This is a genomic window from Streptomyces graminofaciens (assembly GCF_030294945.1).
GTDB classification, from domain to species: Bacteria; Actinomycetota; Actinomycetes; order Streptomycetales; family Streptomycetaceae; genus Streptomyces; species Streptomyces graminofaciens.
This window is the reverse complement of the sequence record NZ_AP018448.1, coordinates 6,404,358-6,431,217: the sequence shown is the minus strand read 5'-3', so window position 1 is coordinate 6,431,217 and position 26,860 is coordinate 6,404,358. Positions and strand designations below refer to the sequence as shown.

The 26,860-nt window shown below is 70.1% G+C and carries 27 protein-coding genes; 18 read left to right on the top strand and 9 right to left on the bottom strand.

Features of this window, described 5'->3' with window-relative positions; genetic code table 11:
* The first annotated feature begins 14 nt into the window (after positions 1 to 14).
* The 4 genes from SGFS_RS27675 to SGFS_RS27660 all read left to right on the top strand — a co-directional run bounded on the left by SGFS_RS27675 (position 15) and on the right by SGFS_RS27660 (position 2,772).
* Positions 15 to 758: an LmeA family phospholipid-binding protein gene (locus SGFS_RS27675; RefSeq protein WP_286254279.1), complete on the top strand. Its 744-nt coding sequence runs from the start codon at positions 15 to 17 to the stop codon at positions 756 to 758.
* Positions 759 to 1,203: 445 nt separating this feature from the next.
* Entirely contained in the window at positions 1,204 to 2,043 is an 840-nt protein-coding gene (locus tag SGFS_RS27670) for a sulfurtransferase (RefSeq protein WP_286254277.1), read from the top strand.
* Positions 2,044 to 2,144: 101 nt separating this feature from the next.
* Positions 2,145 to 2,432, top strand: coding sequence for a DUF1416 domain-containing protein (locus SGFS_RS27665; protein WP_286254276.1), 288 nt, complete (start codon positions 2,145 to 2,147; stop codon positions 2,430 to 2,432).
* Between the two features lie 76 nt (positions 2,433 to 2,508).
* Positions 2,509 to 2,772 carry a DUF3099 domain-containing protein gene (locus SGFS_RS27660; RefSeq protein WP_286254275.1) on the top strand — a complete coding sequence of 88 codons (264 nt, stop codon included), beginning with the start codon at positions 2,509 to 2,511 and terminating at the stop codon, positions 2,770 to 2,772.
* Positions 2,773 to 2,947: 175 nt separating this feature from the next.
* On the opposite strand, the gene SGFS_RS27655 is transcribed toward SGFS_RS27660, so the two are convergent.
* Positions 2,948 to 3,310 carry a DsrE family protein gene (locus tag SGFS_RS27655; RefSeq protein WP_286254274.1) on the bottom strand — a complete coding sequence of 121 codons (363 nt, stop codon included), beginning with the start codon at positions 3,308 to 3,310 and terminating at the stop codon, positions 2,948 to 2,950.
* Positions 3,311 to 3,580: 270 nt separating this feature from the next.
* On the opposite strand from SGFS_RS27655, the gene SGFS_RS27650 reads away from it, so the two are divergent.
* From SGFS_RS27650 to ygfZ, 3 genes are read left to right on the top strand one after another with little or no spacing between them, the layout of a single operon-like run.
* Positions 3,581 to 4,156, top strand: coding sequence for a heme-binding beta-barrel domain-containing protein (locus tag SGFS_RS27650; RefSeq protein WP_286254273.1), 576 nt, complete (start codon positions 3,581 to 3,583; stop codon positions 4,154 to 4,156).
* Positions 4,157 to 4,202: 46 nt separating this feature from the next.
* Positions 4,203 to 4,652 (top strand): Fur family transcriptional regulator, encoded by a 450-nt coding sequence (locus tag SGFS_RS27645; RefSeq protein WP_286254272.1) that lies wholly within the window; start codon positions 4,203 to 4,205, stop codon positions 4,650 to 4,652.
* 10 nt (positions 4,653 to 4,662) lie between these two features.
* Positions 4,663 to 5,628 carry a CAF17-like 4Fe-4S cluster assembly/insertion protein YgfZ gene (gene ygfZ / locus SGFS_RS27640; RefSeq protein WP_286254271.1) on the top strand — a complete coding sequence of 322 codons (966 nt, stop codon included), beginning with the start codon at positions 4,663 to 4,665 and terminating at the stop codon, positions 5,626 to 5,628.
* Here ygfZ and SGFS_RS27635 read toward each other — a convergent pair.
* Both SGFS_RS27635 and dtd read right to left on the bottom strand, forming a co-directional pair.
* Positions 5,604 to 6,407 (bottom strand): hypothetical protein, encoded by an 804-nt coding sequence (locus SGFS_RS27635; protein WP_286254270.1) that lies wholly within the window; start codon positions 6,405 to 6,407, stop codon positions 5,604 to 5,606. The genes ygfZ and SGFS_RS27635 overlap by 25 nt on opposite strands.
* Positions 6,408 to 6,412: 5 nt before the next feature.
* Positions 6,413 to 6,838 (bottom strand): D-aminoacyl-tRNA deacylase, encoded by a 426-nt coding sequence (dtd, locus tag SGFS_RS27630; protein WP_286254269.1) that lies wholly within the window; start codon positions 6,836 to 6,838, stop codon positions 6,413 to 6,415.
* A gap of 215 nt (positions 6,839 to 7,053) precedes the next feature.
* Here dtd and SGFS_RS27625 point away from each other — a divergent pair, with 215 nt between their 5' ends.
* The gene (locus tag SGFS_RS27625) at positions 7,054 to 7,734 is read left to right on the top strand and encodes an RsiG family protein (RefSeq protein ID WP_286254268.1); all 681 of its coding nucleotides are present in this window, start codon (positions 7,054 to 7,056) and stop codon (positions 7,732 to 7,734) included.
* A 360-nt stretch (positions 7,735 to 8,094) separates the two neighbouring features.
* On the top strand, positions 8,095 to 9,021 hold the full coding sequence (locus tag SGFS_RS27620; RefSeq protein WP_286254267.1) for a FadR/GntR family transcriptional regulator: 927 nt from the start codon (positions 8,095 to 8,097) through the stop codon (positions 9,019 to 9,021).
* Positions 9,022 to 9,039: 18 nt separating this feature from the next.
* Here SGFS_RS27620 and SGFS_RS27615 read toward each other — a convergent pair whose 3' ends face one another.
* Entirely contained in the window at positions 9,040 to 9,228 is a 189-nt protein-coding gene (locus SGFS_RS27615) for a hypothetical protein (protein WP_286254265.1), read from the bottom strand.
* 202 nt (positions 9,229 to 9,430) lie between these two features.
* Here SGFS_RS27615 and SGFS_RS27610 point away from each other — a divergent pair, with 202 nt between their 5' ends.
* The 5 genes from SGFS_RS27610 (at position 9,431) to SGFS_RS27590 (ending at position 16,505) form a co-directional block, all read left to right on the top strand.
* Positions 9,431 to 10,327: a GntR family transcriptional regulator gene (locus SGFS_RS27610; RefSeq protein ID WP_286254263.1), complete on the top strand. Its 897-nt coding sequence runs from the start codon at positions 9,431 to 9,433 to the stop codon at positions 10,325 to 10,327.
* Positions 10,328 to 10,356: 29 nt separating this feature from the next.
* Positions 10,357 to 11,082, top strand: a complete 726-nt coding sequence (locus SGFS_RS27605) for an HAD family hydrolase (protein ID WP_286254261.1) — start codon at positions 10,357 to 10,359, stop codon at positions 11,080 to 11,082.
* A gap of 142 nt (positions 11,083 to 11,224) precedes the next feature.
* A complete protein-coding gene (locus tag SGFS_RS27600; RefSeq protein ID WP_434028079.1) occupies positions 11,225 to 13,492 on the top strand; it encodes a phosphotransferase in 2,268 nt (755 codons plus the stop codon).
* 118 nt (positions 13,493 to 13,610) lie between these two features.
* The gene (locus SGFS_RS27595) at positions 13,611 to 14,249 is read left to right on the top strand and encodes a TetR/AcrR family transcriptional regulator (protein ID WP_286254259.1); all 639 of its coding nucleotides are present in this window, start codon (positions 13,611 to 13,613) and stop codon (positions 14,247 to 14,249) included.
* A gap of 51 nt (positions 14,250 to 14,300) precedes the next feature.
* Positions 14,301 to 16,505 (top strand): HelD family protein, encoded by a 2,205-nt coding sequence (locus SGFS_RS27590; protein ID WP_286254258.1) that lies wholly within the window; start codon positions 14,301 to 14,303, stop codon positions 16,503 to 16,505.
* Between the two features lie 188 nt (positions 16,506 to 16,693).
* On the opposite strand, the gene SGFS_RS27585 is transcribed toward SGFS_RS27590, so the two are convergent.
* The gene (locus SGFS_RS27585; protein WP_286254256.1) at positions 16,694 to 17,287 is read right to left on the bottom strand and encodes a DinB family protein; all 594 of its coding nucleotides are present in this window, start codon (positions 17,285 to 17,287) and stop codon (positions 16,694 to 16,696) included.
* A 426-nt stretch (positions 17,288 to 17,713) separates the two neighbouring features.
* Here SGFS_RS27585 and SGFS_RS27580 point away from each other — a divergent pair, with 426 nt between their 5' ends.
* From SGFS_RS27580 to SGFS_RS27570, 3 genes are all read left to right on the top strand, one after another.
* Positions 17,714 to 18,175, top strand: coding sequence for a helix-turn-helix domain-containing protein (locus SGFS_RS27580; RefSeq protein ID WP_286254254.1), 462 nt, complete (start codon positions 17,714 to 17,716; stop codon positions 18,173 to 18,175).
* 89 nt (positions 18,176 to 18,264) lie between these two features.
* The gene (locus tag SGFS_RS27575) at positions 18,265 to 18,855 is read left to right on the top strand and encodes a hypothetical protein (protein WP_286254252.1); all 591 of its coding nucleotides are present in this window, start codon (positions 18,265 to 18,267) and stop codon (positions 18,853 to 18,855) included.
* 167 nt (positions 18,856 to 19,022) lie between these two features.
* On the top strand, positions 19,023 to 19,367 hold the full coding sequence (locus SGFS_RS27570) for a DUF2516 family protein (protein WP_286260087.1): 345 nt from the start codon (positions 19,023 to 19,025) through the stop codon (positions 19,365 to 19,367).
* 109 nt (positions 19,368 to 19,476) lie between these two features.
* On the opposite strand, the gene SGFS_RS27565 is transcribed toward SGFS_RS27570, so the two are convergent.
* The 4 genes from SGFS_RS27565 to SGFS_RS27550 form a co-directional block, all read right to left on the bottom strand.
* Complete coding sequence (locus tag SGFS_RS27565) at positions 19,477 to 21,000, bottom strand: PP2C family protein-serine/threonine phosphatase (RefSeq protein WP_286254251.1); 1,524 nt, start codon at positions 20,998 to 21,000, stop codon at positions 19,477 to 19,479.
* Between the two features lie 347 nt (positions 21,001 to 21,347).
* Complete coding sequence (locus tag SGFS_RS27560; protein ID WP_286254249.1) at positions 21,348 to 22,469, bottom strand: C40 family peptidase; 1,122 nt, start codon at positions 22,467 to 22,469, stop codon at positions 21,348 to 21,350.
* 312 nt (positions 22,470 to 22,781) lie between these two features.
* On the bottom strand, positions 22,782 to 23,981 hold the full coding sequence (locus SGFS_RS27555) for an IS110 family RNA-guided transposase (RefSeq protein WP_020133560.1): 1,200 nt from the start codon (positions 23,979 to 23,981) through the stop codon (positions 22,782 to 22,784).
* Positions 23,982 to 24,282: 301 nt separating this feature from the next.
* Positions 24,283 to 25,242, bottom strand: coding sequence for a class I SAM-dependent methyltransferase (locus tag SGFS_RS27550; protein WP_286254246.1), 960 nt, complete (start codon positions 25,240 to 25,242; stop codon positions 24,283 to 24,285).
* Between the two features lie 260 nt (positions 25,243 to 25,502).
* On the opposite strand from SGFS_RS27550, the gene mshA reads away from it, so the two are divergent.
* Positions 25,503 to 26,843 (top strand): D-inositol-3-phosphate glycosyltransferase, encoded by a 1,341-nt coding sequence (mshA, locus tag SGFS_RS27545; RefSeq protein WP_286254243.1) that lies wholly within the window; start codon positions 25,503 to 25,505, stop codon positions 26,841 to 26,843.
* The last annotated feature ends 17 nt before the right edge of the window (positions 26,844 to 26,860 follow it).

Genomic DNA, 26,860 nt, shown 5'->3' with positions numbered 1-26,860 from the left:
GGGAACACCGAGACATGCGCGCAGTGCGAATACTTCTCATCGTCGCAGTGATCCTCGGCGGGCTCTTCGTCGTCGCCGACCGCTTCGCCGTCGGCCTCGCCGAGGACGAGGTCGCCGAGCAGCTGAAGACCAGCGAGGGCCTCACCGCCACCCCGGACGTCTCCATCAAGGGCTTCCCGTTCCTCACCCAGGTCGCGAGCGGAGAGCTCGACGACGTCGAGGTCGGCATCAAGAACTACGAGGCCAAGGCGACCGGCTCCGGCGACGCAGCCGACACCATCCGCATCGCGAACCTCACCGCCAGCATGCACGGCGTCGCCTTCTCCAGCGACTACAGCTCCGCCACCGCGGCCACCGCCACCGGTACGGCGACCGTCGCGTACGACGAACTCCTCAAGGCGGCCAAGTCGGAGCCGACCGATGTCGGCTTCGGTACCACCGCCCGGGTCACGGGCCTCTCCGACGGCGGCAACGGCAAGATCAAGGTCCAGGTCGAGGTCGACCCCCCGGCCTTCGGTCCTCAGACCGTCTCCGTTCTCAGCACCGTCAGCGTGAAGAACGACAAGGTCGAGGTGCACGCCGACTCCCTGCCCGCGGTGAGCGGCCTCTCGCTCGCCGAGGACGCGGTCCGCTCGATCACCGACTTCCAGCAGTCCATCGACGACCTCCCCGGCGACATCAAGCTCGACAAGGTCGAGGCGGCGAAGGACGGGGTGCAGATCACGGTGAAGGGTTCGGACATCAGGCTGGCGGGGTAGGACGAGGCTCGACCGACACCCGCGTCCGACACCCGCGTCCGACACGCGCGTCCGCCACCCGCGTCCGACAGGCGAGACGGTGATGTCCGTACCGTAGATGTGATCACCGATACGCCTCTCGGGAATCGGCGCGGGCGCTGTCCGTACCGCTATCGGTCTCACATAACGGACGATCGCGTCTCAATATCCGACACGCCGGTGACACGCCCACCTGTCCGTCCCTACGATCCCTAACTATGAAGCGACAGGCGGATCTCACGAAGCGGCGGGCAGTAGACCTGTGCCGCGTCGCCGCCATGCTCTGTCGCACCTTCTGAGCGGCAGCATCGACTGTCGCGTTCCCACAGCCTTGCCCGCTCAGGGCCCCCACCCGTGCGCGCACTCCGGCTGCACCGCCGGAGACACCCCGCACGCCCCGCCGCAACTGCCCCGGAGGAGAAAGAGCATGAGCCGCAGCGACGTCCTGGTCGACGCCGACTGGGTCGAGGCCAACCTCGACAACCCGAACATCGCCATCGTCGAGGTCGACGAGGACACGACCGCGTACGAGAAGAACCACATCAAGAACGCCATCCGGATCGACTGGACGAAGGACCTCCAGGACCCGGTACGCCGTGACTTCGTCGACCAGGCCGGCTTCGAGAAGCTGCTGTCGGAGAAGGGCATCGGCAACGACACCCTCGTCGTCCTCTACGGCGGCAACAACAACTGGTTCGCCTCGTACGCGTACTGGTACTTCAAGCTCTACGGCCACGAGAACGTCAAGCTTCTCGACGGCGGTCGCAAGAAGTGGGAGCTCGACGCCCGCGAGCTGGTCGACGAGGTGCCGGCGCGCCCCACGACCGAGTACAAGGCCAAGGCGCAGAACACCGCGATCCGTGCCTTCCGTGACGACGTCGTCGCCGCGATCGGCTCGCAGAACCTGGTCGACGTGCGCTCGCCCGACGAGTTCTCCGGCAAGCTGCTCGCCCCCGCCCACCTGCCGCAGGAGCAGTCGCAGCGTCCGGGCCACGTCCCGTCCGCCCGCAACATCCCGTGGTCGAAGAACGCCAACGACGACGGCACCTTCAAGTCGGACGACGAGCTCAAGGAGCTCTACGCCGAGGAGCAGGTCGACCTGGCGAAGGACACCATCGCCTACTGCCGTATCGGTGAGCGCTCCGCGCTGACCTGGTTCGTCCTGCACGAGCTGCTCGGTGTCGAGAACGTCAAGAACTACGACGGTTCCTGGACCGAGTACGGCAGCCTCGTCGGCGTCCCGATCGAGCTCGGCGCCAACAAGTAGGACCAGCCGCAGCAGGCCAGCAGCAGTAGACCAGTAGTAAGCGAACACCCCGTTCATCCCGACCGGCCTTCCCTCCGGTCAGACCCTTTCTGGAGAAAGCCATGTGTGGAGCGAAGGCCGGCGGCCCGGACGCCTCGACGATCAAGCCCGGTGAGACCACGATCCAGGGCCAGGTGACGAAGGACGGCGAGCCCGTCGTCGGCTACGTCCGTCTGCTGGACTCGACCGGCGAGTTCACCGCGGAGGTCCCCACCTCCGCCACGGGGCAGTTCCGCTTCTACGCGGCCGAGGGCACGTGGACCGTGCGCGCCCTCGTCCCCGGCGCCACGGCCGACCGTACGGTCGTCGCCCAGAAGGGTGGCCTGTCCGAGGTCGCCATCGCCGTCTGAGGCGAGCCTGAACACTGCGAGGGCCGCACCTTTCGGGGTGCGGCCCTTCGCGTCGCTCCCGGCCTACTCTGGACGTATGTACGCACGGCGACGTCACGTGTACTTCGCCCTGATGGGGACGTGCCTGGGCCTCTTCGTCCTGGCCTGGGCTGTCGTACGCCTCTGGTCGATCCCGGTCGCGGTCGGCATGTGTGTGGTCGCCATGGTCATCCCGCCGCTGGCCGCCGTGGTGGCCAACCGGCGAGGCCCCGACGACCGCTGGTGGGACGATCCGTCCGGCGACCCCAAGTCCGACGAGTGGTGGGACGAACTGGACGGCAAGAAACGCCCACCGCGGTGAGTTCTCTGGCGCCCCCGGTCATTCAGGGGCGCGGGAACTGCGCGAGAAACCACGACGGACCCGCACCCGCCAACGGACCCCACTCACCCGAGCTCTCCCGCGCGATCGGGGTCGAAGGGGCAGCGCCCCTGGGGGATGGGACGGGGAGGGGCGGCGGGGGCGAAGAACGCCCGGCTCAGTACACCAGCGCCTGAGTGTCGTCCGCCATGGCCTCCTGCACGAAGACCTGCGCCCCGGCGATCCGTACGCCCTTGATGACGTCCTGCTCGGTGATGTCCCGGCGGGCGGCGCACTGCGTGCACAGCGTGAGCCGGCCGGCGGCCAGGACCGAGTCGAGCAGATCGGGCAGCGGCGCCGCGTGCGGCAGTTCGAACTCGGCGGCCCGGCCCGGCAGCGCGAACCACGCGGACTCACCGGTCAGCCAGAGCGAGACCTCGACCCCGCTCGCCACGGCCACCGCGGCCACCGTGAAGGCCTGGGAGCAGCGCTCGGGGGCGTCCGCCCCGGCCGTCACCTTGATCACGAGCTTCTTCGCCATGTCCGAAGCGTAGTCCGCCGTACGGTCGGTCGCCGGGCCCCGGCCGTCCGAAGGGAGCCTGACCGACCGGCCCCCGCCCCGGCCGCGTAAGCTGGGCCCCGGCCTTTGTCTGTGTACGACCCTCCGCTCATCCGAGGAGCACCCCGTGGAGATCTTCTTCGAAGCCCTGCTGGTCCTGGTCTGCGTCGGCGTCCTCGCCTTCGCCGGTCTGACCGTGAAGAAGCTTTACCAGGGCCAGCGCTGACCCACGTCTAGGAAATACTGCCGCTCATGATCGAGATCCCGTCCGACCTTCACAAGGACCTCGTCCCCCTCGCCTTCCTGCTCGGCAGCTGGGCGGGCGCGGGCGTGCACGACTTCCCCGGCTCGGAGAAGTGCAACTTCGGCCAGGAGGTCACCTTCTCCCACGACGGCCGGGACTTCCTGGAGTACCGCTCCCACACCTGGGTGCTGGACAAGGACGGGAACAAGGTCCGGCCGCTGGAGACCGAGTCCGGCTTCTGGCGCGTCGACGCCGACCGCAAGGTCGAGATCACGATGGTCCGCGACGACGGCGTCGTGGAAATCTGGTACGGCGAGCTGGCCAAGCAGAAGCCGCAGATCGACCTGGTCACGGACGCGGTCGCGCGTACGGCGGCCTCGGGGCCCTACAACGGCGGCAAGCGGCTCTACGGCTATGTGCACAGCGACCTGATGTGGGTCGGCGAGAAGCAGACCCCCGAGGTCGAGCTGCGCCCCTACATGTCGGCGCACCTGAAGAAGGTCGTCACCCCGGAGGACGTCGAGCGCTGGGCCAAGGCCCTCCCGGACGACATGCCGGACGACGGCATCGCCTTCTTCAAGTAGGCCTGCACCGAGTGGGCCTACTTCAAGTAGGCCTAGACTCGTCGGTGTGGTGAGCACCGACTGGAAGAGCGACCTCAGGCAGCGCGGCTACCGGCTGACGCCGCAGCGTCAGCTTGTCCTCGAAGCCGTGGACACCCTGGAGCACGCGACCCCCGACGACATCCTCGTGGAAGTGAGGAAGACGGCGTCGGGGGTCAATATCTCGACGGTCTACCGGACCCTGGAGCTTCTGGAGGAGCTCGGGCTGGTCAGCCACGCCCACCTGGGCCACGGCGCGCCGACCTATCACCTCGCCGACCGGCACCACCACATCCACCTGGTCTGCCGGGACTGCGAGAACGTGATCGAGGCGGACGTCCAGGTGGCCGCCGAGTTCACGGCCAAGCTGCGTGGCACCTTCGGCTTCGAGACGGACATGAAGCACTTCGCGATCTTCGGCCGCTGCAAGGACTGCACGGAGAAGAGCTCGCTCAAGCATTCAACTACCGAGTCGTAGGCTTAGGCATATGAAGAGTCCTCTGCTGTCCCTGTCCGGCGCCGTCCCCGCCGAGGGCGTGGACGAAGGCGTCGCCGCCCACTACGGCGACCTGTTCCGCGAACAGCGCGCCCTCGCCGAGGGCACCGGATTCGTCGACCTCTCGCACCGCGGTGTCATCGCGGTCACCGGTGAGGACCGGCTGAGCTGGCTGCATCTGCTCGTCACCCAGCACGTCAGCGAACTCCCCACCGGACAGGCCACCGAGGCCTTGATCCTCTCCGCCAACGGCCACATCGAGCACGCCCTGTACCTCGTGGACGACGGCACCACCGTCTGGGCCCACATCGAGCCCGGCACCCAGGACGCGCTGCTCGCGTACCTGGAGTCGATGAAGTTCTTCTACCGCGTCGAAGTGGCCGACAGGACCGCCGACTTCGCCGTCGTCCACCAGCCCGCCGGTTCCATCGCGGAGGTCCCGCAGGGCGTGGTCGTACGCGAGACGCCGTACGGCAGGGATCTGTTCCTGCCGCGCGCCGACCTGGAGGCGTACGCGGAGAAGACGGGCCCGGCGGCCGGGCTGCTGGCGTACGAGGCGCTGCGGGTCGAGCACCACCGGCCGAGGCTCGGCTTCGAGACCGACCACCGGACCATCCCGCACGAGCTGGGCTGGATCGGTACGGCCGTGCACCTCCAGAAGGGCTGCTACCGGGGGCAGGAGACGGTCGCCCGGGTGCAGAACCTGGGCAAGCCCCCGCGCCGGCTGGTCTTTCTCCACCTGGACGGCAGCGAGGTCCATCTGCCGCCGCGCGGCACGGAGATCCGGCTCGCCGACGAGGACCCCGACGGGCGCAAGATCGGCTTCGTGACGACGTCCGTACGCCATCACGAGCTGGGCCCGGTGGCCCTGGCCCTGGTCAAGCGGAACGTACCGATCGACGCCCGTCTGATGGCTGACACGACGGCGGCGGCTCAGGAGGTCGTGGTCGAGCCCTGATCCAGAGTCCGCTGGACCTTGTCGACCTGGGCGCGGACGAGCTTCTCCTCGAACCCGGGTGTGAGTTCCTTGCGCTTGGCGGCGGACAGGGGCGTGCCGAAGCCGAAGAGGGTGTCGGCCTTCACGTAGACGATGACGTCCCGGACGCGTACGACGGTGAGCCCTTGGTAGGACGTGGGCCCGTTCTCGGTGTAGCGGAGTGCCTCGTCGCCCAGCTCCGGGGCATTCTCCGGCTGGAGGCGGGCCTCCCGGGTGCCCGGCGCGTACGTGTTCTCGTACTGGATCGAGCCGCAGCCTCCGAGCGCCTCGCGCAACGCGGCCATTCTGGTCCTGGCATCGGCCTCGGAGGACCAGCCGGCGACGACGATGGTGTGCCGGTCGAGGCCCTCGGTGGGCCGTTCGAGGATCGCCCTGGCGGTGGAGGCCTCCACCGACGCCTTGAGCTCCGGGTTGCGCAGTACCGCGCACTTCTTCGGCCGCACCACTTCCTGGCCCTCAAGGGGGCGGGCCTTGCGCGCGACCGTGCGGTAGACCTCGAAGCCGCTCGGCGTCTGGGCCGTCGTGAGCACCAAGGCCTTGAGTTCCTTCGCCGAGAGGGGCTCGGGGGCGGGCTCCGAGGAGGTCTCGGCGGGGGTCCTTGCGGGAGTCTCCGCAGGCGGCTTCGCGGGGGGCTTCGCCGTGTCGTCCTTCGTCTCGGTCGAGCATGCCGCCAGCATCGGCGCGAGCAGGGCGGCCACGAGCACGTGCGCGGGTCTCTTCGGGGGTCTCGCCCTCTTCATGATGCTCAGACCTCGACGAGGACGGTGAAGGGCCCGTCGTTCGTCAGTGACACGCGCATCCGCGCGCCGAAGCGGCCCGTCGCCACTGTCGCGCCCAGCGAGCGCAGCTGTGCCACGACCTCGTCGACCAGGGGCTCGGCGACCTCGCCGGGGGCGGCCGCGTTCCAGGTGGGGCGGCGGCCCTTGCGGGCGTCGCCGTACAGCGTGAACTGGCTGATGACGAGGAGGGGCGCGTCGATGTCGCTGCACGACTTCTCGTCGTGGAGCATGCGGATCGACCAGAGTTTGCGGGCCAGTTGGGCCGCCTTCTCCTTGGTGTCCTCGTGCGTGACCCCGACGAGGACGCACAGCCCCTCGCCCTCGATCGCGCCGACCGTCTCGCCGTCCACGACGACGCTCGCGCCGTCCACTCTCTGCACCACCGCACGCATACCGACCATCATGACGCCGCCGTCACCGCCCGTACGGCCGGGGGTCCTCCTTACGGGGGGTTTGTGATCACCAGCGTTTGAAGAGCGCTTTGCCCGGTCTTTCTCATTGATCCATTACCGACCATCTGGGGTGGATCGGGGGTAGTCGGTCACATAGCGGCCACTCGGAGTGGCACCATGCTCACACACGCCGGTCGAGGGGACGGTTGAGGCGCATGAGCACATCGAGCATGGCGGGTACGGCGGAAACAGCGGGAACGGGCATCGGGAGTGGTGCGTGCCGGGCGCCGGTCCAGCGCACGGACAGCGTCCCGCTGCCGCCGCAGGACCGACCCGAGCACGACCTCACACGGCTGCGGCTGCCCGAACTGCGCACACTGCGCCGGGACGCCCAGCGCGACGAGGCGGACCTCAGTTACGTACGACGGCTGCTCCAGGGGCGGATCGACATCCTGCGGGCGGAGCTGGTGAGGAGAGGGGGCGGGGCCGAATCCCCGGGATCGGGTTCGGGTTCGGGTTCGGGAATGGGAATGGGATCGGGATCGGGAGTGGGCTCCGGCTCGGGGGAGGCGTCGGCTTTCGTCGACCGGCTCTCGGCGATCCTCACGGACGCTCCGGCCCGGCAGCGCTCCTCGGCCCGCCATGTCACCGTGGGCACCCCGCACGGCGAGGAGTACCGCCTGCTGGCCGCCGAGATGCTCTCCGAGGTCGAGCTGTCCGACCTCCAGGCCCGTACGGACGAGGAGCTGGGCGCCGGGCTCGCGCGTCTCGTCCGCTACGAACAGCAGGTCTCCGGCCGCCGCCAGCGTCTGCAGCGCACGGCGGACGACTGCAGCGCCGAGATCGCCCGCAGATACCGCGAGGGCGAGGCCCAGGTGGCCGACCTGCTGATGTGAGGTGACCGGCGCACAGCGAAAGGGCGCCGCCTGTCGTGGTCGGCGCCCTGCTGTTGAGTATCCGTAGCTGTGAAGTTGTGTGTGGCTATGAAGTTGTGGCTGCGCATTCGGTTGTGGCTGAACCATTCAGTTGTGGCTGTGCGGTGGTGCGGTGTGCCGATACGGGCCGGTCGAGCTCCCGGCTCCCCTCCGGAAGGGAGATCGAGCGGCCGGTTGTGCCTATGCCAGAGTCACCAACCATGGGTAAGTTTGACCATGTTGTGAAAGTTGGCAACCAAGTCACCTTAGTTATAGCCACTTGGAGTCGTCTCATAACCACCTTTCCTGGAACTGCCCAAAGATGGCGCGAAGTTGTAGTGTTTGTGCGTGGAGCGGGAAAGCACGGCCGTCGACGGGCGGAAGTCGGCACAGCTGCCCCGAAGGCCCCGGACGTCACACCGTGAGGTGGCCGATGTGCTGCGCGGCCGGATCAGGTCCGGCGAGCTGCGGCCGGGTCAGCGCATGCCCACCCAGGCCCGGTTGGCCGACGAGTTCGGGGTGGAGCGGGGCGCCGTACGCCAGGCCCTGCGCATCCTGCAGTCGGAGCACCTGCTGACCAACGTTTCCAAGGGCAGCCCCGCGACCGTCGCCCCACCTCTGAGCGGCGTTCCGGTTTCCGGGCCGGGAGCCGTGCCGCGGCCGACGACGGTGGAGCTGACACCGCGGATCGCGGCGGCCTTCGCGGCCCCGCACGTGGAGATCGACGCGCTGTGCCTGACGGCGGTGTCCCTCACGCTCGCCGTGGGTGAGCCGTTGCGCGAGATTCACGCGGGGCGCATAAAACCGGCCAGGGTCGATGTCCGGGTCCTGCTGCCCAGCCGTGACATCCCGCTCGCCTTCCCGTCCCTGGTGGCCGCGCCGGCCGACGACCGCCTGCGCCGCCGCTGGCTCGCCCAGCGCAACGCGCAGGGCCAGGTGCTGCAGAACCACCTGCTGGCGTTACGGACCACGCACGGCATCGACGTCCATGTGTCGTTCCGCGCCCTGCCGTTCACCCCGCCGGTGAAGCTGTATCTGCTCAACGGCTCGGAGGCGCTGTTCGCGTACTACACCGTGACCCGCAAGGAGACGGAGGTCGACAGCGAACAGCTGGAGTTCTACGACGCCGAGGGCACCCAGTCCATGCTGTTCGCCTTCGCCCAGGGGCAGGGCCAGGGGCCGCGGGACACGACTTTCGTGGAGCAGTCCCAGCTGTGGTTCAACGCCCTGTGGGGGACCATCAGCTCGGACCTGCTGCTCACGAGCTGACGCGCCGAGGCGATGTGGTCAGAGTGCCGGTCCCGCGAACATCAGCGCGAGGACGACCGCGCCGATCGAGCTGCATGTGTGGTTCTTCGCCTTCTGCCCGACCGTGAGGAACAGCAGGCCGACGATTCCCATCGTGCCGAACCGCCACTCGACGAGCTGCTGAAAAGCGACGACTGCGATGGCGGTGAGGAGAGCGAGGGCGGGCATGGTGGTACCTCCTTCGGGCTGTGCTCCTGCCGGGTGTGCCAGGTGCAGGATGGTGTTACTTGCCAACGGTCCGCGAGAGGAGGCAAAACTTCCACCAACTCAATCAAGTTGGTTGCCAACTCTGACTAAGTTGTGCCCACTTGGTCGGTGTTAATAAACAACTTCCGGACAACTCCACAAAGATGGGCCAAAGTTGTAGCGTTTGGTCGTGACCCAGGAGAACGTTGCAGTGAACGGCGACAGAAGGCTCTCGGCCCAGGAGATCGCCGACACCCTGCGGGCCCGCATCCGCAGCGGCGACCTGAGAGCCGGCGAACGCCTGCCCACCCAGGCCGAGCTGGCCCGGGAGTTCGGCGTGGAGCGGGGCACGGTCCGCCAGGCCCTGAGCGTGCTGGCGGACGAGGGCCGGCTGAGCAACGTCACCAAGGGCAGCCCGCCGAGGGTCGCGGAGGCCACGCGCACCCCCTCCCATGAGCCCCAGCCGACCATGGTGGGCCTCGCCCCCCGCCTGGCCGATGCCTTCGCCGCCCCGCATGTGAAGGTGGACGCGGCCTGTCTCACCGCCGAGACCCTGATGCTGGCCCTCGGCGAACCCGTACGCCTCATCCACGAGGGAACGATCCGCCCCGAGTCGATCGACGTCCGTATCCTGCTGCCCTCCCGGAAGATCAACCTGGCCTTCCCGGTACCGGTCGAGGGCCGGGGAGAGGCGCGCGGCGAGGACGAGGACCCCGTCCACAAGAGGTGGCTGGACCAGCGCAACGCCCAGATCCGTGTGCTGCGCCACAACCTCCAGTCCCTGCACACCTCCCACGGCCTGGACGTGCGCGTGACCTTCCGCGCCCTCCCCTTCACCCCGCCGGTGAAGCTGTACCTCCTCAACGGCACCGAGGCCCTGATCGCCTACTACATGCTCATGAAGCGCGAGGAGCAGATGGAGGGGGGTCCGCTGGAGATGTACGACGCCTTCGGCTCCAAGTCGCTGCTGTTCTCCTTCGAGAAGCAGTCCGGTCGCCGCGACGCCGCCTTCGTCGAACAGTCGCAGCAGTGGTTCGACGCCCTCTGGGAAACCATCACGACGGACCTGACACTCTCCTAGTGACTACTGATACGGCGCAGACTGAACGGGTGACAGTAGAGACAGAAACCCTGCGAGAACTGATCACCCCTGTTCGCTTCGTGCTCTGGGACTTGGACGGGCCGATCTGCCGGTTGTTCGCGGGGCTGCCGGCGCGGACGGCGGCGCGAGAACTGGTCGAGCTGATCGAGGCGCGGGGGCTGAACGGCGTACTCACCGACGAGCAGCGGGCCGCTGTCGACCCGCATGTCCAGTTGCTCGCCGTCCATCGGCGGCATCCGGGGAGCGATCTGGCCCTGGAGATGGAGAAACGTCTCACCAGGCATGAGCTGAACGCGGTGCCCACGGCTTATCCGACCGCGTACGCCGATCCGCTCATCAGGACCTGGTCGACCCTGGCCAGGTTCGCCCTCACCACGAACAACTCCCCGCTCGCCGCAGCCCGTTACATAGAGTCGCGCGGCCTCACCGGCTGCTTTCCGTACATCTACGGCCGCACCCAGGACCTCGACCTGATGAAGCCGAACCCGCACACCCTCCGCCAGGCGCTCAACGCGATGGGCGCCGACCCGACGTGCACCCTGATGATCGGTGACGCGCCGACGGACTTCGAGGCGGCGGAGAAGGCCGGTATCTCCTTTTTGGGATATGCGCGCAATGAGAAGAAACGCGAGGAGTTGATGAAGGCGCGGGTGCGGCCCGGGCACATCGTGAACTCCCTGGCGAGGGTGATCGAAGTCCTCCCGCAATACGGCCCGCTCGGGGTTGCCAATTGAATATGCCAGTGACTTGCCGGGGCACGGTAATCCTGTAGCATTCCCGGACCGACTACGGAGTAATCACTTCCGGTTCTTGCGTATGAAGGCGAACCCGCCACAATTCAGGGCGCCGCGCGTTACCGTTTGCCTCTCTTTTCCCATGCCTCGCGCAAGCCCCAGGAGCGACCAGTTGGGTGCACCTCCTGTTCCCCGTCCTCCGCTCGGGGAACGTCTCCGCAGTGCCGGGCCCGACGACCCTCTCAAGGAGTTCGTGCTCAGGGCCACGGAGAGCGGTGTGGCGGGCGCCGGACATCACAACCGGAACTACGTACTGCCCCTGTCGGCCTCGGTGGCGGATCACGTCGGCCGTGCCGCGGGGACTTCCGTGATCGTGCGGATCCGGCGCGCCGAGGCCCTGCCGGTCGTCATCAGGACCTGGAACGACGAGGCGGAGATTCTGAAGGCCCTGCGGGGGACTCTGCCGCATGTGCCGGAATGCCTGGTCTCCCGTCCGGATTTCGCCATCCACAGTTATGCGGAAGGGGTGCCGCTCTCCAGCGTGTGCCCTCCCGGGCAACCCGTGGCCGACTCGGTGATCAAGGCGCTCACCGGGCTGCTGGCCCGGATGTCGCAGGTGCGCAAGGAGGCGCTGCCGCCGTTGCCGGCGAGCTGGCCGCGTGACGACAAGGACAGCCGGGGCTTTCTGCGGACACTGGCCGAGTTGGCCGAACGTCAGATCCGTCAGCCCAACTGGGCCGCCTACGGTGGACTGTTCGCCGCCCTGGGGATCCCCGAGGACGCGCTGGCCCGCCTCGCCGCACGGGTGCCGGCCATGGCCCGTCGGCCGTACGGCCTGCTGCACGCGGACCTCCACCGGGACAACGTGATCGTCAGCTATCTCGGGCAACCCCCCCTGATCTGCGTCGACTGGGAGCTGGCGACCTACGGCGACCCGCTGCACGATCTGGCCACCCATCTGGTCCGGATGCGCTATCCGCAGCGGCAGTGGGACGACGTGATGCACGCCTGGGCGCAGGCCATGCAGACGATCAGGCCCGCGGCGGTCAACGGCCTGGGCAAGGACCTGCGGCACTACGTCGCCTTCGAGCGGGCCCAGTCGGTGTTCCCCGATGTGATGCGTGCCGCGCGGTCCCTGGAGAGCTCGCGCGACCGCAACAGCCTCGACGAGGCGACGGCCGCCGTACGCGCCGCGCTGGAAGCGGCTCGGGAACCGCTCGGGCTGGCGGCCGTCCCGGACACGGCCGAGGTCGAGCGGGTCCTGTACCGCTGGCAGGCGTCCTGGCGCGGGCGTCACTCCGGGGGGCGGCTCGTCGTCGGGTGGCGGCCGGACAAGCGGCTCGTCGAGCACCCGGACTTCCCCCATCCGGCGGTGCTCGCGGCCCTGATCGCGGAGGGCGCCGCCCCCGCCGGCCGGGTCTTCAAGGGCACGGCGCACCTCAACTCCGTCGTACGGGTGCCCGGCATCGACTTTCCCGTCGTGGTGCGCCGCAGGGCGACGTCCGTCTGCCGCCGCGAGCCCAGTTTCCTCAGCGAGCACGCCGTGCTGCGGGCCATCGAGCTGTCCGGCGCGCAGGTGGCCGTACCGAAGGTGCTGGCCTTGGGGGAGAGCTACCACCAGGACCCGTTCGCCGTGCACACCTATGTAGGCGCGGCCGACGACGACCGGCCGCCGAGCCATCCCGTGAACGGCCTGCGGCCACACGAGGCGGACGGGCTGGTGGACCAGCTCTGCGCCCTGACCGAGGTCGACTACGCCGAGCTGGATCCGGCGGTCATGGGCGAGCTGGACTTCTACCCGTGGCTGGTGGAGCAACTGGCCCTGCTGGTCGCGGAGTTGCCCAAGGAGTCCCAGCAGTTGGCGCGGGTGCTGGGCCTGCCCGACGCCGACCGCCTCCGGCAGATCCTGGGCAGACACCGGATGACGAGGAGACGTTCGTCCCTGCTGCACGGCGACCTGAACCCCTGGAACCTCGTACGCCGTGACGACCGGTTCGCCCTCACCGTCATCGACTGGGAGATGGCGATGATCGGCGACCCGCTGTACGACCTCGTTCGGCACATGCACCTCACGCCCACCCGGCCGGAGATCCGCGACCGGATGTTCCGCCGCTGGGTGAGCGGCCTGCCCTCCACGCGCACCAAGGACTGGGAACGCGACTGGCTCGTCTACCGCAGGATCGAGATCGTCCGCTCGGCGTACATCGACCTGGACCGGCTGGTGACCGGGGCGAGTCTCGACGCGCCCAATGTGCGCCGGGCGGTGGACTCGTACGCGATGACGCTGGCGGCCGCCACGGCCTCGCTCGGCCTGCCGGTCCGTTCCACGGAGAACCCGTATCTGGCTCTGGCGCTGCCGCAGGGGGAGCGGGGCGGCGCGGGGGAGGCCGGGGTGCCGGTCGGTCGGTGATGCGCGTCGCGAGAGCGCGTTCTGTATCACCTCCTGTGCCTCGTGCCTCGTGCCTCGTGCCTCGTGCCTCGTGCCTCGTGCCGCGTGCCGCGTGCCGCGTGCTGCGTAGGCTCGGCTCATGAGTGAGAGCGGCCTGCGTGAGCGCAAGAAGCGGCGGACGTACGAGACGGTGTCGGAGATCGCGATCCGACTGTTCCTCGAGAAGGGGTTCGACGCCGTTTCCGTCGCCGAGATCGCCGCCGCCGCCGAGATCTCCAAGCCGACCCTCTTCCGCTACTTCCCGGCGAAGGAGGACCTCGTGCTGCACGGGATCGCCGATCACGAGACGGAGGCGGCGCGGGTCGTCGCGGGGCGGGCGGCGGGGGAGTCGGTCGTGGGGGCGCTGCGTGACCACTTCCTGGACGGGCTGGCGCGCCGGGACCCGATCACCGGGCTGAACGACGACCCTGGCGTACTCGCCTTCCACGGGCTGCTCTACGGGACGCCGTCCTTGGTCGCGCGCCTGTACGGCTTCCTGGAGCGCTCCGAGGCCGCCCTCGCCGAGGTGCTCGGCGGCGACCTGGACGCGCGGATCGCCGCGGGTCAGCTCATCGCCGTACGGCGGGTGCTGGCGGAGGAGAACTGGCGGCGGGTTGAGGCGGGGGAGCGGGTGGAGGACGTGTACGGGGATGCCGTTGCCGCAGCCAGGAGGGTGTTCGGGGGGTTGGAGGGGGTTGTTCCGCCCGGTCGCGGTGAGGGGGCGGCTCGACAAGTGTGAGGCTTGGTAAAAAACTTAACTCGGTTACGTTATTTCGTTACGCTTGGCGGAATGACACCCTCTGACGCCGACCTCGCCGCCGATCTCCGTCTCACCCTCGCCCACGAGCGCGCCCATCACGACAGCTGCCGGGCCGCCCTCGCCGCCATGGTGGAGGGGGCGCAGGAGCAGGTGGTCGTCGGGGAGGACGTCTCCGCGTCCGGTGCCGACGCCGAGGTGCTCGGGTACCAGCTGCGCAGCCGCGCCAAGGAGATGCGCGAGTTGCCGGAGGGGCCGTTGTTCTTCGGCCGCCTCGACTTCGGGGCGGATGCGGGCCGGGACCACGGCGGGCAGAGCTATCACCTCGGCCGGCTGCGGATCACCGAGGAGCCGTCCGCGCCGCCCCTCGTCGTGGACTGGCGGGCCCCGGTGTCCCGTGCCTTCTACCAGGCGAGCGCCCGCGATCCCCAGGGCGTGGCCGTCCGCCGCCGCTTCGGCTGGGCGCCGGGGAGCCGGGGGGACTCCGCCGACCTGACAGGGTTGGAGGACGAGCATCTGGGCGGCCCCCTTGACGGGACCGGACCTCTTGACGGGACCGGGCCTCTTGGCGGGACCGGACCTCTTGGCGGGACCGGACCTCTCGGCGGGACCGGACCTCTCGGCGAGCCCGGACCTCTCGGCGAGCGCGGGCAGCCCGGGCAGCCCGGCTCGATCCTCACCGCCGAGATCGAGCGCCCCCGCCTCGGCCCCATGCGGGACATCGCCGCCACCATCCAGCCCGAGCAGGACGACCTCGTCCGCGCGGAGCTGGCCGCCTCCGTCTGCGTCCAGGGCGCCCCGGGCACCGGCAAGACAGCCGTCGGCCTGCATCGCGCCGCGTACCTGCTCTACACCCACCCGCAGCGCATCCGCCGCGGCGGTCTGCTGATCCTCGGCCCCAACCGCACCTTCCTCTCGTACATCGCCGAGGTCCTCCCCGCGCTCGGCGAGACCGGCGTACGGCAGTCGACGGTCATGGACGAGATCGCCCGGCAGCCGGTCACCGCGGAGGACGACGAGCGGGCCGCCGCCGTCAAGCACGACCCCCGTATGGCGGAGGTGCTCCGCCGGGCCCTGTACGGCAACATCACGGCCGACTTCCCGGACGCCCTCGTCGTGGCGGACGGTTCGTACCGCTGGCGGGTACCGGCCGAGGCACTGCGGCGGATCGTGGAGGGTGTACGGGCCGAGGAGCCGCCGTACGGCATCGGGCGGGAGCGGGTACGGACGCGGGCCGTGGGCCTGGTGCGGCAGCAGGCGGAACGGCGGGCAGGGCCGCGCTCCGCCGCCTGGCTGCGCCGGATCTCCGGGTGCCGACCGGTCGGCGCGTACGTCGACGCCGTATGGCCGCGAGTCCGGCCGGAGGAAGTCGTGGCGCGGCTGCTCGGCGACCCCGAGGCGCTCGCCGAGGCCGCGGACGGCATCCTCGACGCGGACGAACAGAAGGCGGTCGGGTGGGCGAGGCCGCCGCGTTCGTACCGGTCGGCGTGCTGGTCGGCCGCCGACCTCGTCCTCCTCGACGAGGTCGCCGGGCTCATCGAACACCCGCAGGGTTATGGCCATGTCGTCATCGACGAGGCGCAGGACCTCTCCCCGATGGAGTGCCGCGCGATCGCCCGCCGGGCGGCCTTCGGTTCGGTGACGGTCCTCGGGGATCTGGCGCAGGGCACGACCCCGTGGGCGGCCCGCGACTGGCCCGCCCTCCTCGACCACCTGGGCAAACCGGACGCCGCCGTCATTCCCCTGACGATCGGCTTCCGGGTGCCGGCCGCGATCGTGGGGCTCACGAACCGGCTCCTGGAGCAGCTGGGGGTGGACGTACCGGCGGCACGGTCCCTGCGGGCGGACGGCGAGTTGAGGATGCGGCCGGTGGGGGCGGGCGACGACGTCCTCGCGGAGGCGACCGCCGCCGTGCGTGACGCGCTCACGCACGAGGGGTCCATCGGCGTCATCGCGGCCGACGCCGATGTCGTACCGCTGCGGGCGGCGCTCGGCGCGGCCGGCATCCCGACGGCCGGACCGGACGAACTCGGCGCGCGGGTCGCGGTGCTGGGCGCGAGCGTGGCGAAGGGGCTTGAGTACGACCACGTCGTGGCCGTGGAACCGGCGGCGATCGTGGCGGCCGAGCCGCGCGGGTTGCACCGGTTGTATGTGGTGCTCACGCGGGCGGTGTCGCGGCTGGATGTGGTGCATGGGCGGGACGTGCCGTGGGACTTGGCGTGGGACGTGCCGCGGTGAGGGACTTGGGGAGGGGACGCGGGTGGCGCAGGGGGGGCTCGCACGGGTGGGTGGCTTGGCCGCCCGGTCCGCCGCCTTCGCGTGCCCGTACGTCAGCACCAGCCCGACGGCGAGGAACTCCGTGATTCGACCCGAGGCCATGACCTCCCGCGTGACCTCCCGCGTGACCTCCCGCGTGACTCCCGAGGTCATGCCCTGCGGTCGGCCTCCTTGGCCGCGTCCTCCAGCCGGCTTCGATAGTCCGCCCACCACGCCGGGTCGCCCGGCGGCATGCTGTCGTTGCCCTCGTTCATCCCGACGGAGCCGTCCAGGAGTTCGCGGAGGATGTCGGCGTGCCCGGCGTGCCGGTGCGTGTCGGCGATCACCCGGACCACGGCATGATGCAACGTCACCTCGTCCTTGCCGCTCGGCCACCACGGCACCCGGCCGACCGTGTCCAGCGCCAGTGCCTCGATCGTGGCGTCCGAGTGCGCCCACGCCCGGCGGTAGAGGCCCACGATCCGCTCCCGCGACTCGTCGGCGGTGGCCCACATGTCCGCGTTGGGCTCGGCCCCGTCCTCCAGCCAGGGCAACGGCTCCCCGGACGGCCGCCCGAAGGTGTCGCCGAGATACCCCAACTCCACACCGGCCGCGTGCTTCACGAGCCCCAGGAGGTTGGTACCGGTGGGCGTCAGCGGACGGCGCGCGTCGTACTCCGAGAGCCCGTCGAGCTTCCAGAGCAGGGCGTCGCGGGCGGACCGAAGATAGAAGCGGAGGTCGGCCTTGGGATCCGATGAGGTCATGGAGGCCAGTCTGTCGCTTGCCCGAGGCGGGCGGCGAAGCGTTTTGCGGGCTGCGCGCAGACCCTGATGGCGGCGAGACGAGCCGGTGTCGAGCCCTTTAGAGCCGGTGTCGAGCCGGAGTCGAGCCGGAGTCGAGTCGGTGTTGAGTCGGTGGTGTACGACTCGTGGTCAGTGTCTGGCGGCTCGGGCCTTGCGCGTCCCGGGCGATGCCCAGCACCGTTCCCTCGTGTCCTGTCCCGCCCAACCGTAGGCATCCGCCCGCTCGGCCGGGCGTTCCTGGTGGGGTGAGCCTGGCGGGACCCCACTGGGCCTACACATCGCAGAGACAGGACACCTCGGGGCCACGGCCGCGCCCCCAACGTGGCGTAGCGCACTTTTGCAAGCGGGTGCTTGCAAAAGTTAGCGGGGGTGGGGCAAGGTGGAGGCATGGCATCGCTCAACGTCGGCAATCTCGGTGAGTACCTGCGCGAGCAGAGGCGCAGTGCGCAACTGTCGCTCAGGCAGCTCGCCGACGCCGCCGGGGTGTCCAATCCGTATCTGAGCCAGATCGAGCGTGGGCTGCGCAAGCCGAGCGCGGAGGTGTTGCAGCAGGTCGCCAAGGCGCTGCGGATCTCCGCCGAGACGCTGTACGTGCGGGCCGGGATCCTCGACGCCGAGCGGGATCGCGACGAGGTGGAGACGCGCGCCGTCATCCTCGCCGATCCCACGCTCAACGAGCGGCAGAAGCAGGTGCTGCTCCAGATCTACGAGTCCTTCCGTAAGGAGAACGGGTTCGAGGTCGCCGATGTCGACGCCGATGTCGATGTCGATGTCGAGGTGAGCGCCGGTGTCGGTGCCGATGCCGGCGTGCGAACGGACATACGCACCGGCGACGGCAGAGACACCTGACCCTCGGCACCCCCAGCACGCTCAGCACCACCGAACACCCTCAGCGCCACCCAACCCTCAATCGAAAGCAATCCGGGAGGACCAGCACCATGGCCATCACCGACGACCTCCGCAAGGCCGTTTCCGACCCGACCCCCTTCTACTTCGCCGCCGGTACGGCCGACCTCGCCCTCCAGCAGGCCAAGAAGGTGCCCGGTCTCGTCGAGCAGCTGCGCGCGGAGGCCCCGGCCAAGATCGACGCCGTACGCAACACCGACCCCAAGGCCGTCCAGGAGAAGGCGACCGCCCGGGTCAAGGAGACGCAGGAGACCATCCAGACCAAGGTCACCGAGTTCATCGGCACCCTGGACACCGACCTGAAGAAGCTCGGTGAGACCGCCCAGGACTTCGCCCTGCGCGGTGTCGGCGTCGCCGCCGAGTACGCGGTCAAGGCCCGGGAGACGTACGAGAAGGTGGCCGAGCACGGCGAGCAGGCCGTGAAGACCTGGCGTGGCGAGGCCGCCGAGGAGATCGAGGAGCTGGCCGTGGCCGTCGAGCCGAAGGCCGAGCCCGTCGCGGTCAAGGACGAGCCGAAGCCCGCCGAGGCGAAGGCCGAGCCCGACACGAAGACCGCGCCGAAGAAGGCCCCGGCCGCCAAGCGGACGACGGTCGCCAAGAAGACCACGCCGCCGGCCAAGTAGGCGGCGGGTAGTCAGCAGTCGATAGCTGTAGTCAGCAGTTGGCGTACCTGGTGGTACGCAAATGGGCCGGGCACCTTTGGGGTGTCCGGCCCGTTCTACCGGTACGGTGGCCGCGTAGGACATGCGGGACACATGGGAGTCGGAACGGAACGGGTGGTGTGGGCGGCATGCTGATGGCGGGCTTCGATGGCTTTTTGGGACTGCTGAAGATCGTCCTGATGGCCCTCGCCGCGTTCGGGCTGTTCGACGCCGCCTTCCGGCGCGAGGACGCCTTCCGGGCGGCGGACAAGCAGACCAAGGTGTTCTGGCTGATCATCCTCGGCATCGCGCTCGTCGTGAGCTATGTCTTCCCGATCGTGTCGTTCCTGCCGATCCTCGGTGTCATCGCGAGCATCGTGTACATCGTGGATGTGCGGCCCGCGGTCAGGCAGGCATCCGGTGGCGGCGGTCGCGGCGGGCGCCGCGGCTCCAGCAGCGACGGTCCGTACGGGCCGTACAACGGCGGTCGGTGAACGACCGGCAGTACGACGGAGGTCGGTGACGGCCGACTGTACGACGGTGGTCGGTGACCACCGGCAGTACGACGGCGGTCGGTGACGGCCGTGCGCCCCAGCTGCCGCTTCAGCCGTCCCGGTCCAGCAGCAGTACCGCCACGTCGTCGGTCAGTTCGCCGCCGTTGAGGTCGCGGACCTCGTTCACCGCGGCGCGGAGCAGTTCCTCGCCGCGCAGGCCCTCGGAGAGCTGGCGGCGGATCATCTCCACCATCCCGTCCTGGCCCAGGCGCTCCCGGCCCTCGCCGATCCGGCCCTCGATCAGGCCGTCCGTGTAGAGCATCAGGCTCCAGGCCGCGCCCAGCTCTATCTGGGTGCGCGGCCAGCGGGCGCTCGGCAGCAGACCGAGGGCGGGGCCGCTGTTGTCGTACGGCAGCAGTTCGGCGACCGGCGTGGGCAGGCTGATCTCGTCGGCGCTCTGGCCGGCACGGCCGGCATGACCGGGTCGGCCCCGGCGGTCGGGGCGGACTATCAGTGGGGCCGGGTGGCCGGCCAGGCAGAGGCCCGCGCGGCGGCCGTCCGGTGCGATGTCGACCGTGCAGAGCGTCGCGAAGATCTCGTCGTTCTCGCGCTCGTGCTCCAGGACGCGCTGGAGCGTGGAGAGCAGCTCGTCGCCGCACAGGCCCGCGAACGTCAGCGCCCGCCAGGCGATCCGCAGCTCCACCCCGAGCGCCGCCTCGTCGGGGCCGTGCCCGCAGACGTCGCCGATCATGACGTGGACCGTGCCGTCGGGGGTGCGCACGGTGTCGTAGAAGTCGCCGCCGAGCAGTGCGCGGGAACGGCCCGGGCGGTAGCGGGCGGCGAAGCGCAGGGACGAGCCCTCAAGCAGGGGCGTGGGCAGCAGGCCGCGCTCCAGGCGGGCGTTCTCCTGGGCGCGCAGCTTGGACTCGGTGAGCCGGCGCTCGGCGGTGTCGGAACGCTTGCGCTCCACCGCGTAGCGGATCGCACGGCTCAGCAGTCGGCCGTCCAGCTCGTCGCGGAAGAGGTAGTCCTGTGCGCCGACCCGTACCGCCTCCGCGCCGCGCTCGGCGTCGCCGGACGCGGTGAGCGCGAGTACGGCGTGGCGGGGGGCCAGTTCCAGGACGTGCTTCAGCACGGCCAGCTCGGCATCGACGCGTACGGCCGTGCCGGTACTGGTGCCGCTACCGCCGCCGGTGGCCGCGCCTGTGCTGTTGCCCATCGACGAACTGCCGACCGAGCCACCACCGGCGTGTCCGTCGGCGGGGCGGCCGGCTGGCGGCAGGGCCAGGTCGAGGAGGATGCAGTGGACGTCGTCGGTCAGCAGCCGCTGGGCCTCGGTGAGGTTGCGGGCGGTGCGGACGCGGATCGGCTTGCCCGTGGAGTCGACAAGCTCGGGCACGCTGAGGGAACCCGCCGGGTCGTCCTCGATCAGCAGGACGGTCAGGTTGGTGGGACCGGTGGAGCTGTTGTGGCCGGCGGGGCCGTGGGGCCCGGAGCCGCCCTCAGGGGCTGCGGTCGTGGCGTTCAGGGTCGCCGCCCCCTCTCCGGACGGGCCGCTGGGTGCGGACACGGCATGTGCCTGACCACTCTCCACGGCCGGGATCGCTCTCTGCCGCGGTACGGGCACGGGCATCGTCTTGGGTTCCTTCCCTCCCCCCGAGGGCACGGTGGGACAAGGCTCTGGCCCACCGACGGGGACCATAGCGTCAGGCGCCGCCGCAACGGAATGCTTGGCGACCCATCGCGCGGCCAACGGCCATCGGCATATGCCGCATCCTGTACCGCATTTGGACATGACGCGGCCTTCCCCTGGAATGACGAATGTCACGCGGCCCAGGGTTGAGCGCCGTGGGGGAGGTGGCGAGAGTCACGTGGGGTGGGTCACGGCCAAGGTGAGCGTGGGCATCCGACGCGGCTTGCATGCATAAGCGCGCAATTCGGGCGCAGTTGAGTGTGCCGACCCGGGATACCTCCAGGCGCTCACGCGTCCGGCCGCACGACTCCGAGGATCGACATCGACCCCGCCCCCGCGATGGTCACCGTGCGCCCCGGACGCGGGGCGTGGACTATCGCGCCGTCGCCGATGTACATCGCGACGTGGCTGGCGTCGGAGTTGTAGATGATCAGGTCGCCGGGGCGCATGTCCGCGACGTCGATGTGCTTGAGCTGCCTCCACTGTTCCTGGGAGGTGCGCGGGATGGCGACCCCGGCCGCGAGCCAGGCCTGACTGGTCAGGCCGGAGCAGTCGTACGTCTTGGGGCCCTCGGCGCCCCACTCGTACGGCTTTCCTATCTGGTCCGTCGCGAACTTCACGGCCTGCTTGCCCTGCGCGGAGGCCTTGCTGTCGATCTCGTCGAGGACGCCGGAGTCGAGCCAGGTGTTCTGGGCCTGCTGTGCGGCGTCCTCCTCCAGCTGCGCCAGCCGCTCCCGCTCCTCCTGCTCGAGCGTGGACTCCATCTCCTCGGCGGCCGCGATCTGGTCCTTGATCTTCTTCTTGGCCTTCTCCTTGGCCTTGCGGTTGGCTTCCAGCTTCTCCCAGCGCGCGGAGGCGTCCTTGGAGTACTGCTCCAGGTCCTCCTGGGTCTGCTTCATCTCCCTGAGCAGGCCCTTGGTCGCCAACTGGCCCTGGCGCAGCCGGTCCGCGCCCTCCAGGAAGTCCTGGGGGTTCTCGCTCAGCCACAGCCGCACCTCGGACGGGAGGCCGCCGCCGCGGTACTGGGCGCGGGCCGCGGCGCCCATGAGGTCCTGCAACTTGTCCAGTTTCTCCTGGCCCTCGACGATCTCCCGGGCCAGGCCGACGATCTCGGCGGACTGCTTCTCGGCCTTCTCCTCGGCCGCGTTGTACTTGTCCGTGGCGACCGCCGCGTCGTGGTAGAGCTCCTCGAGCTTCTTCCGTACGGTCTCCAACTCCTCGTTCGTCACGGGGGCCTCGTCGTCGGAGGAGGCGTCCGTGGAGGAGGGGTTGGGCGTCGGTGTGGGGGAGGGGGTCGGGTCGGTGGGACTCGTCTGGCTCGCGTACGCCGTGACCGGTGCGCCCAGCACGGTCATCGCGCAGACCACGGCGATGGCTGCCATGGTCAGGCTCCGCTTGCCGGCTCCCATACCCCTTGCCCCCCTCATCCCGGTCGATGTGCCGGTCCAGAACTGATTAATCGTCAGTAACTTGCGGCGCCTGGGTGATCGTGCCATGTCGTCGCGCAATGCGACAGAGGTGGGCAAGAACTCACTTGCCCCCGGCCCTCTTCCGTGCCCTCCCTCGCCTCTTCGCATGACAACATCCCCGCCTGTGTGACGAGTGGCACACGATGATTGTTCCCGTGGGTCACGAGTGCTTGCTGTGAGTCATGTGGGGGTCGCCCGGGCATCACCCGGGGGTCAACGGGGGGCAACGGGGGGGTGCCTCTATGTCTTTGGTCAAGCGAGGCGTGGGGTTCTGGGTTCGTAGAAGGTGCCGTCGCGGAGCATCGCGAAGAGCACGTTGATCCGTTGCCGGGCCAGGCGGAGAAGTGCCTGGGTATGGGTTTTTCCTCGGGCCCGGCATTTGTCGTAGTAGGTGCGGGAGGCGGTGTCGTGCAGGGCGGCGAACGCGGACAGGAACATCGCGCGTTTCAGGACGCGGTTGCCGCCTCGGGGTGCGTGTTCGCCGTGGATCGAGGTCCCGGACGACTTCGTGGTCGGGGCGAGTCCGGCGTAGGAGGCGAGGTGGGCGGCGGTGGGGAAGCCGGTGCCGTCGCCGACGGTGACCAGCAGGGTGGCGGCGGTCCTGACGCCGACGCCGGGCAGCGACGTCAGGACCTTGGAAAGAGGGTGGGCCTCCAGCAGGGCGCTGATCTGGGCTTCTGTGGCCCGGCGTTGTTCGTGGACGGCGCCGAGCGAGCGGGCCAGCGACGGGATGACGATGTCGAGGGTGCCGGTGCCGGGAACGACGACGGTCTGTTCGTCGAGCGCGTCGAAGACGTCGTCGATCAGCCGTGTGGCCATGCGCGGGGCCTTGGGCCGGATCACCTCGACGAGTCTGCGGCGTCCGGCTTTGCGCAGGGCGGCCGGGGATCCGTAGCGTTCGAGGAGCCAGGTGACGGCCTGGTGGTCGAGCCGGGGGCCGAGGACGCGTTCCAGGGACGGGTGGAACTGGGTGAGCAGGCCGCGGATGCGGTTGCTGGTGCGGGTGGCCTCGGCCGCCAGGTCCTGGTCGAAGCCGACGAGGACCGTGAGCTCGGCGGTGATCTCGTCGGTGAGTTCCAGCGAGCGCAGGGTGTGCGGCATGGTGCGGGCCGCGTCGGCGATCACGGCCGCGTCGCGGGCGTCGGTCTTGGCCTCGCCGGGGTAGAGGTCGGCGATCCGCCGCATCGACAGGCCGGGCAGGTAGGCGACCTTGCAGCCGGTGTCGCGGGCCACCGTCAGCGGGAGGGCTCCGATCGAGGCAGGCTGGTCCACGATCACCAGGACGGCGCCGAACTTGGTCTTCAGTTTCTCGAAGACGTCCCGCAGTTTCGGCTCGGTGTTCGGCAGCTGCTTGTCGAAGACCTTCTTGCCGGCCGGGGTGAGTCCGTGGCCGTGGTGGTGGCTCTTGCCGACGTCCAGGCCCAGGAAGACGCCTATCTCGTCGTACTCCATCAAGCCGTCCTCCCGAACGGGGTTGTGCGGTGCCGGCCTCGGCGTTGGCGTCGTGCGCGCATCCACGTTATGCAGACCTGCCGCCCGCGAGCGGCCGGGCGTTGCGCCAGGCCAGGCGGTGGTCGGACCTCTCATCAGCGTCTCCAACGGCGCCTCTCGGACCCGGTGACACCACCCCCCAGGTCATCCGTTCGACAGGGGGGAACAGTCATGCCGGGCCCGGAGGCCAGCGGTCCCCTTGCAGGACCGCGGAAAACATAACGGGGGAGGGGCCTGCGGGTTGCCGAACGCGCGCCGACGCTCACCCCCGAGGAGCCAACGCCTCCCACGCCACCGTCACTTCGCCCTGCCGCCAGCGTGCCGCCCGGTCCCGTACCGGCCAGTCGGCGGTCAGATCGCGGACCGCGCGGATCCAGCGCTGGCGGGCGCCGTAGGAGGCGTAGGGCGCGGCGGCGGCCCAGGCGCGGTCGAAGTCGCGGAGGAACGCGTGTACCGGTTCGCCCGGGATGTTGCGGTGGATGAGCGCCTTCGGGAGGCGTTCGGCGAGGTCGGAGGGGCGGTCGAGGGAGCCGAGCCGGGTGGCGAAGGTGACCGTACGGGGGCCCTCCGGGCCGAGCGCGACCCAGACGTGGCGGCGCCCGATCTCGTCGCAGGTGCCTTCTATCAGGAGGCCGCCGGTGGAGTTGTGGGCGGGGGTTCCGGCGGTTGGGGCACCAGCGGTCGAGGCACCGGCGGTCGGGGCTCCACCGGTCGAGGCGCCGGCGCTCGGAGCGCCGGCGGTCCGGCTGCCGGCCGCCGAGGCCGCCGAGGCCGCCGAGGCCGCCGGGGTCGCTGGGGACGCGGGGGGTGCCGGTGCCAGGCGGGCGCACAGTCGCTCCCAGACGGCGGCGACCTCGTCCTCGTCGTACTGGCGCAGGACGTTCGCCGCCCGGATGAGGGTCGGCCGACCCGGCACTGGCACCTCGAAGCCGCCGTGCCGGAAGGTCAGCCCCTCGCACTCGTACGGTTTCGCGGCCGCGACCCTGGCCGGGTCGATCTCCACGCCGACCACCCGGGTGCGCGGGGCGGCGCCCCGCAGTCGCCTCAGCAGCTCGACCGCGGTCCAGGGGGACGCGCCGTAGCCGAGGTCGACCGCGAGGGGGGCGGTGGCGCGGCGCAGTTCGGCGCCGTGGGTCTCGGCGATCCAGCGGTCCATGCGGCGGAGGCGGTTGGGGTTGGTGGTGCCGCGGGTGACGGTTCCGATGGGGCGACGCGGTGGCATGGCGTCGAGAGTATGTCGAGAGTGTGCGGACCGGGGATTTCCGGGCGCTCGGGTTGGCGTGGGCGTCTTCCGGGGCGCTGCCCCACGCCCCGTCGAGCACCCGGCCGCACGCATCTCGCCCCCGAACAGTTGAGCGAGTTCGGGTAATGATTCCGCAAAGCCGCTCGCGGAGGAAATGGACGTGGGTTTTCCGGTGTTCCTCCTCTGAAGGGTGCCTCGCGCCCTGCAAACGGCATGCCCGGAGCAAGGAGGAACGCCACGTGAGCCACTACGTCAGCAGGCTCGGGCGACGCTCCCCGGCGACCCCGTCGCGGCTGCGGCTGCACCGGAAACCCCGCCGGGTCGCGATGCTCTCCGTACACACCTCTCCGCTCCACCAGCCCGGCACGGGCGATGCCGGCGGCATGAACGTATACATCGTGGAACTGGCGCAGCGCCTCGCCGCCCTCGGTATCGAGGTCGAGATCTTCACCCGGGCCACCACCGGCGCACTCCCCCCGGCCGTCGAACTGGCCCCCGGCGTCCTCGTCCGCCACGTAGACGCGGGCCCGTACGAAGGCCTCGCCAAGGAGGACCTCCCGGCCCAGCTGTGCGCCTTCACGCACGGCGTGATGCAGGCGTGGGCGGGCCACCGCCCCGGCCACTACGACCTGGTCCACTCCCACTACTGGCTCTCCGGCCACGTCGGCTGGCTCGCCGCCGAACGCTGGGGCGTCCCCCTCGTCCACGCCATGCACACCATGGCGAAGGTCAAGAACGCGGCGCTCGCCGACGGCGACACGCCCGAGCCGGCCGCCCGCGTCATCGGCGAGACCCAGATCGTCCGCGCCGCCGACCGCCTCATAGCCAACACGGCGGAGGAGGCCGAAGAACTCGTACGCCACTACGAGGCCGAGCGGGCCAAGGTCGCCGTGGTCCACCCCGGCGTGAACCTGGACCGCTTCCGCCCCGCCGACGGCCGCGCGGCGGCCAGGGCCCGCCTGGGTCTGCCCCAGGACGCCCTGATCCCCCTCTTCGCGGGCCGCATCCAGCCCCTGAAGGCCCCCGATGTCCTCCTGCGGGCCGTGGCCGTCCTCCTGGACGAGCGTCCGGAACTCCGCTCGCGCATCGTGGTCCCGGTCGTCGGCGGCCCCAGCGGCAGCGGCCTCGCCAAGCCGGAGGGTCTGCAGAAGCTGGCCGCCCGCCTGGGCATCGCAGACGTCGTACGCTTCCGCCCGCCGGTCGGCCAGGAACAGCTGGCGGACTGGTTCCGAGCGGCGTCCGTCCTGGTCATGCCCTCATACAGCGAGTCGTTCGGCCTGGTCGCCATCGAGGCGCAGGCGGCCGGTACGCCGGTGCTGGCGGCCTCGGTCGGCGGCCTCCCGGTGGCCGTGCGGGACGGACAGACGGGCTTCCTGGTCCAGGGCCACGAACCGGCCGCCTACGCGCGCGTGCTGCGCGATTTCGCCGACGCCCCCGAGCTGCCCGCCCGCATGGGCGCGGCCGCCGCCCGGCACGCCGAGTCCTTCGGCTGGGACACGGCGGCCGCCGCCACCGCCGACGTCTACACGGCGGCTACCCACGACTTCCGCCGCCGCGGCCTCCGCGCCCGTCACGGCTGACGACCGTACCGGTGGGT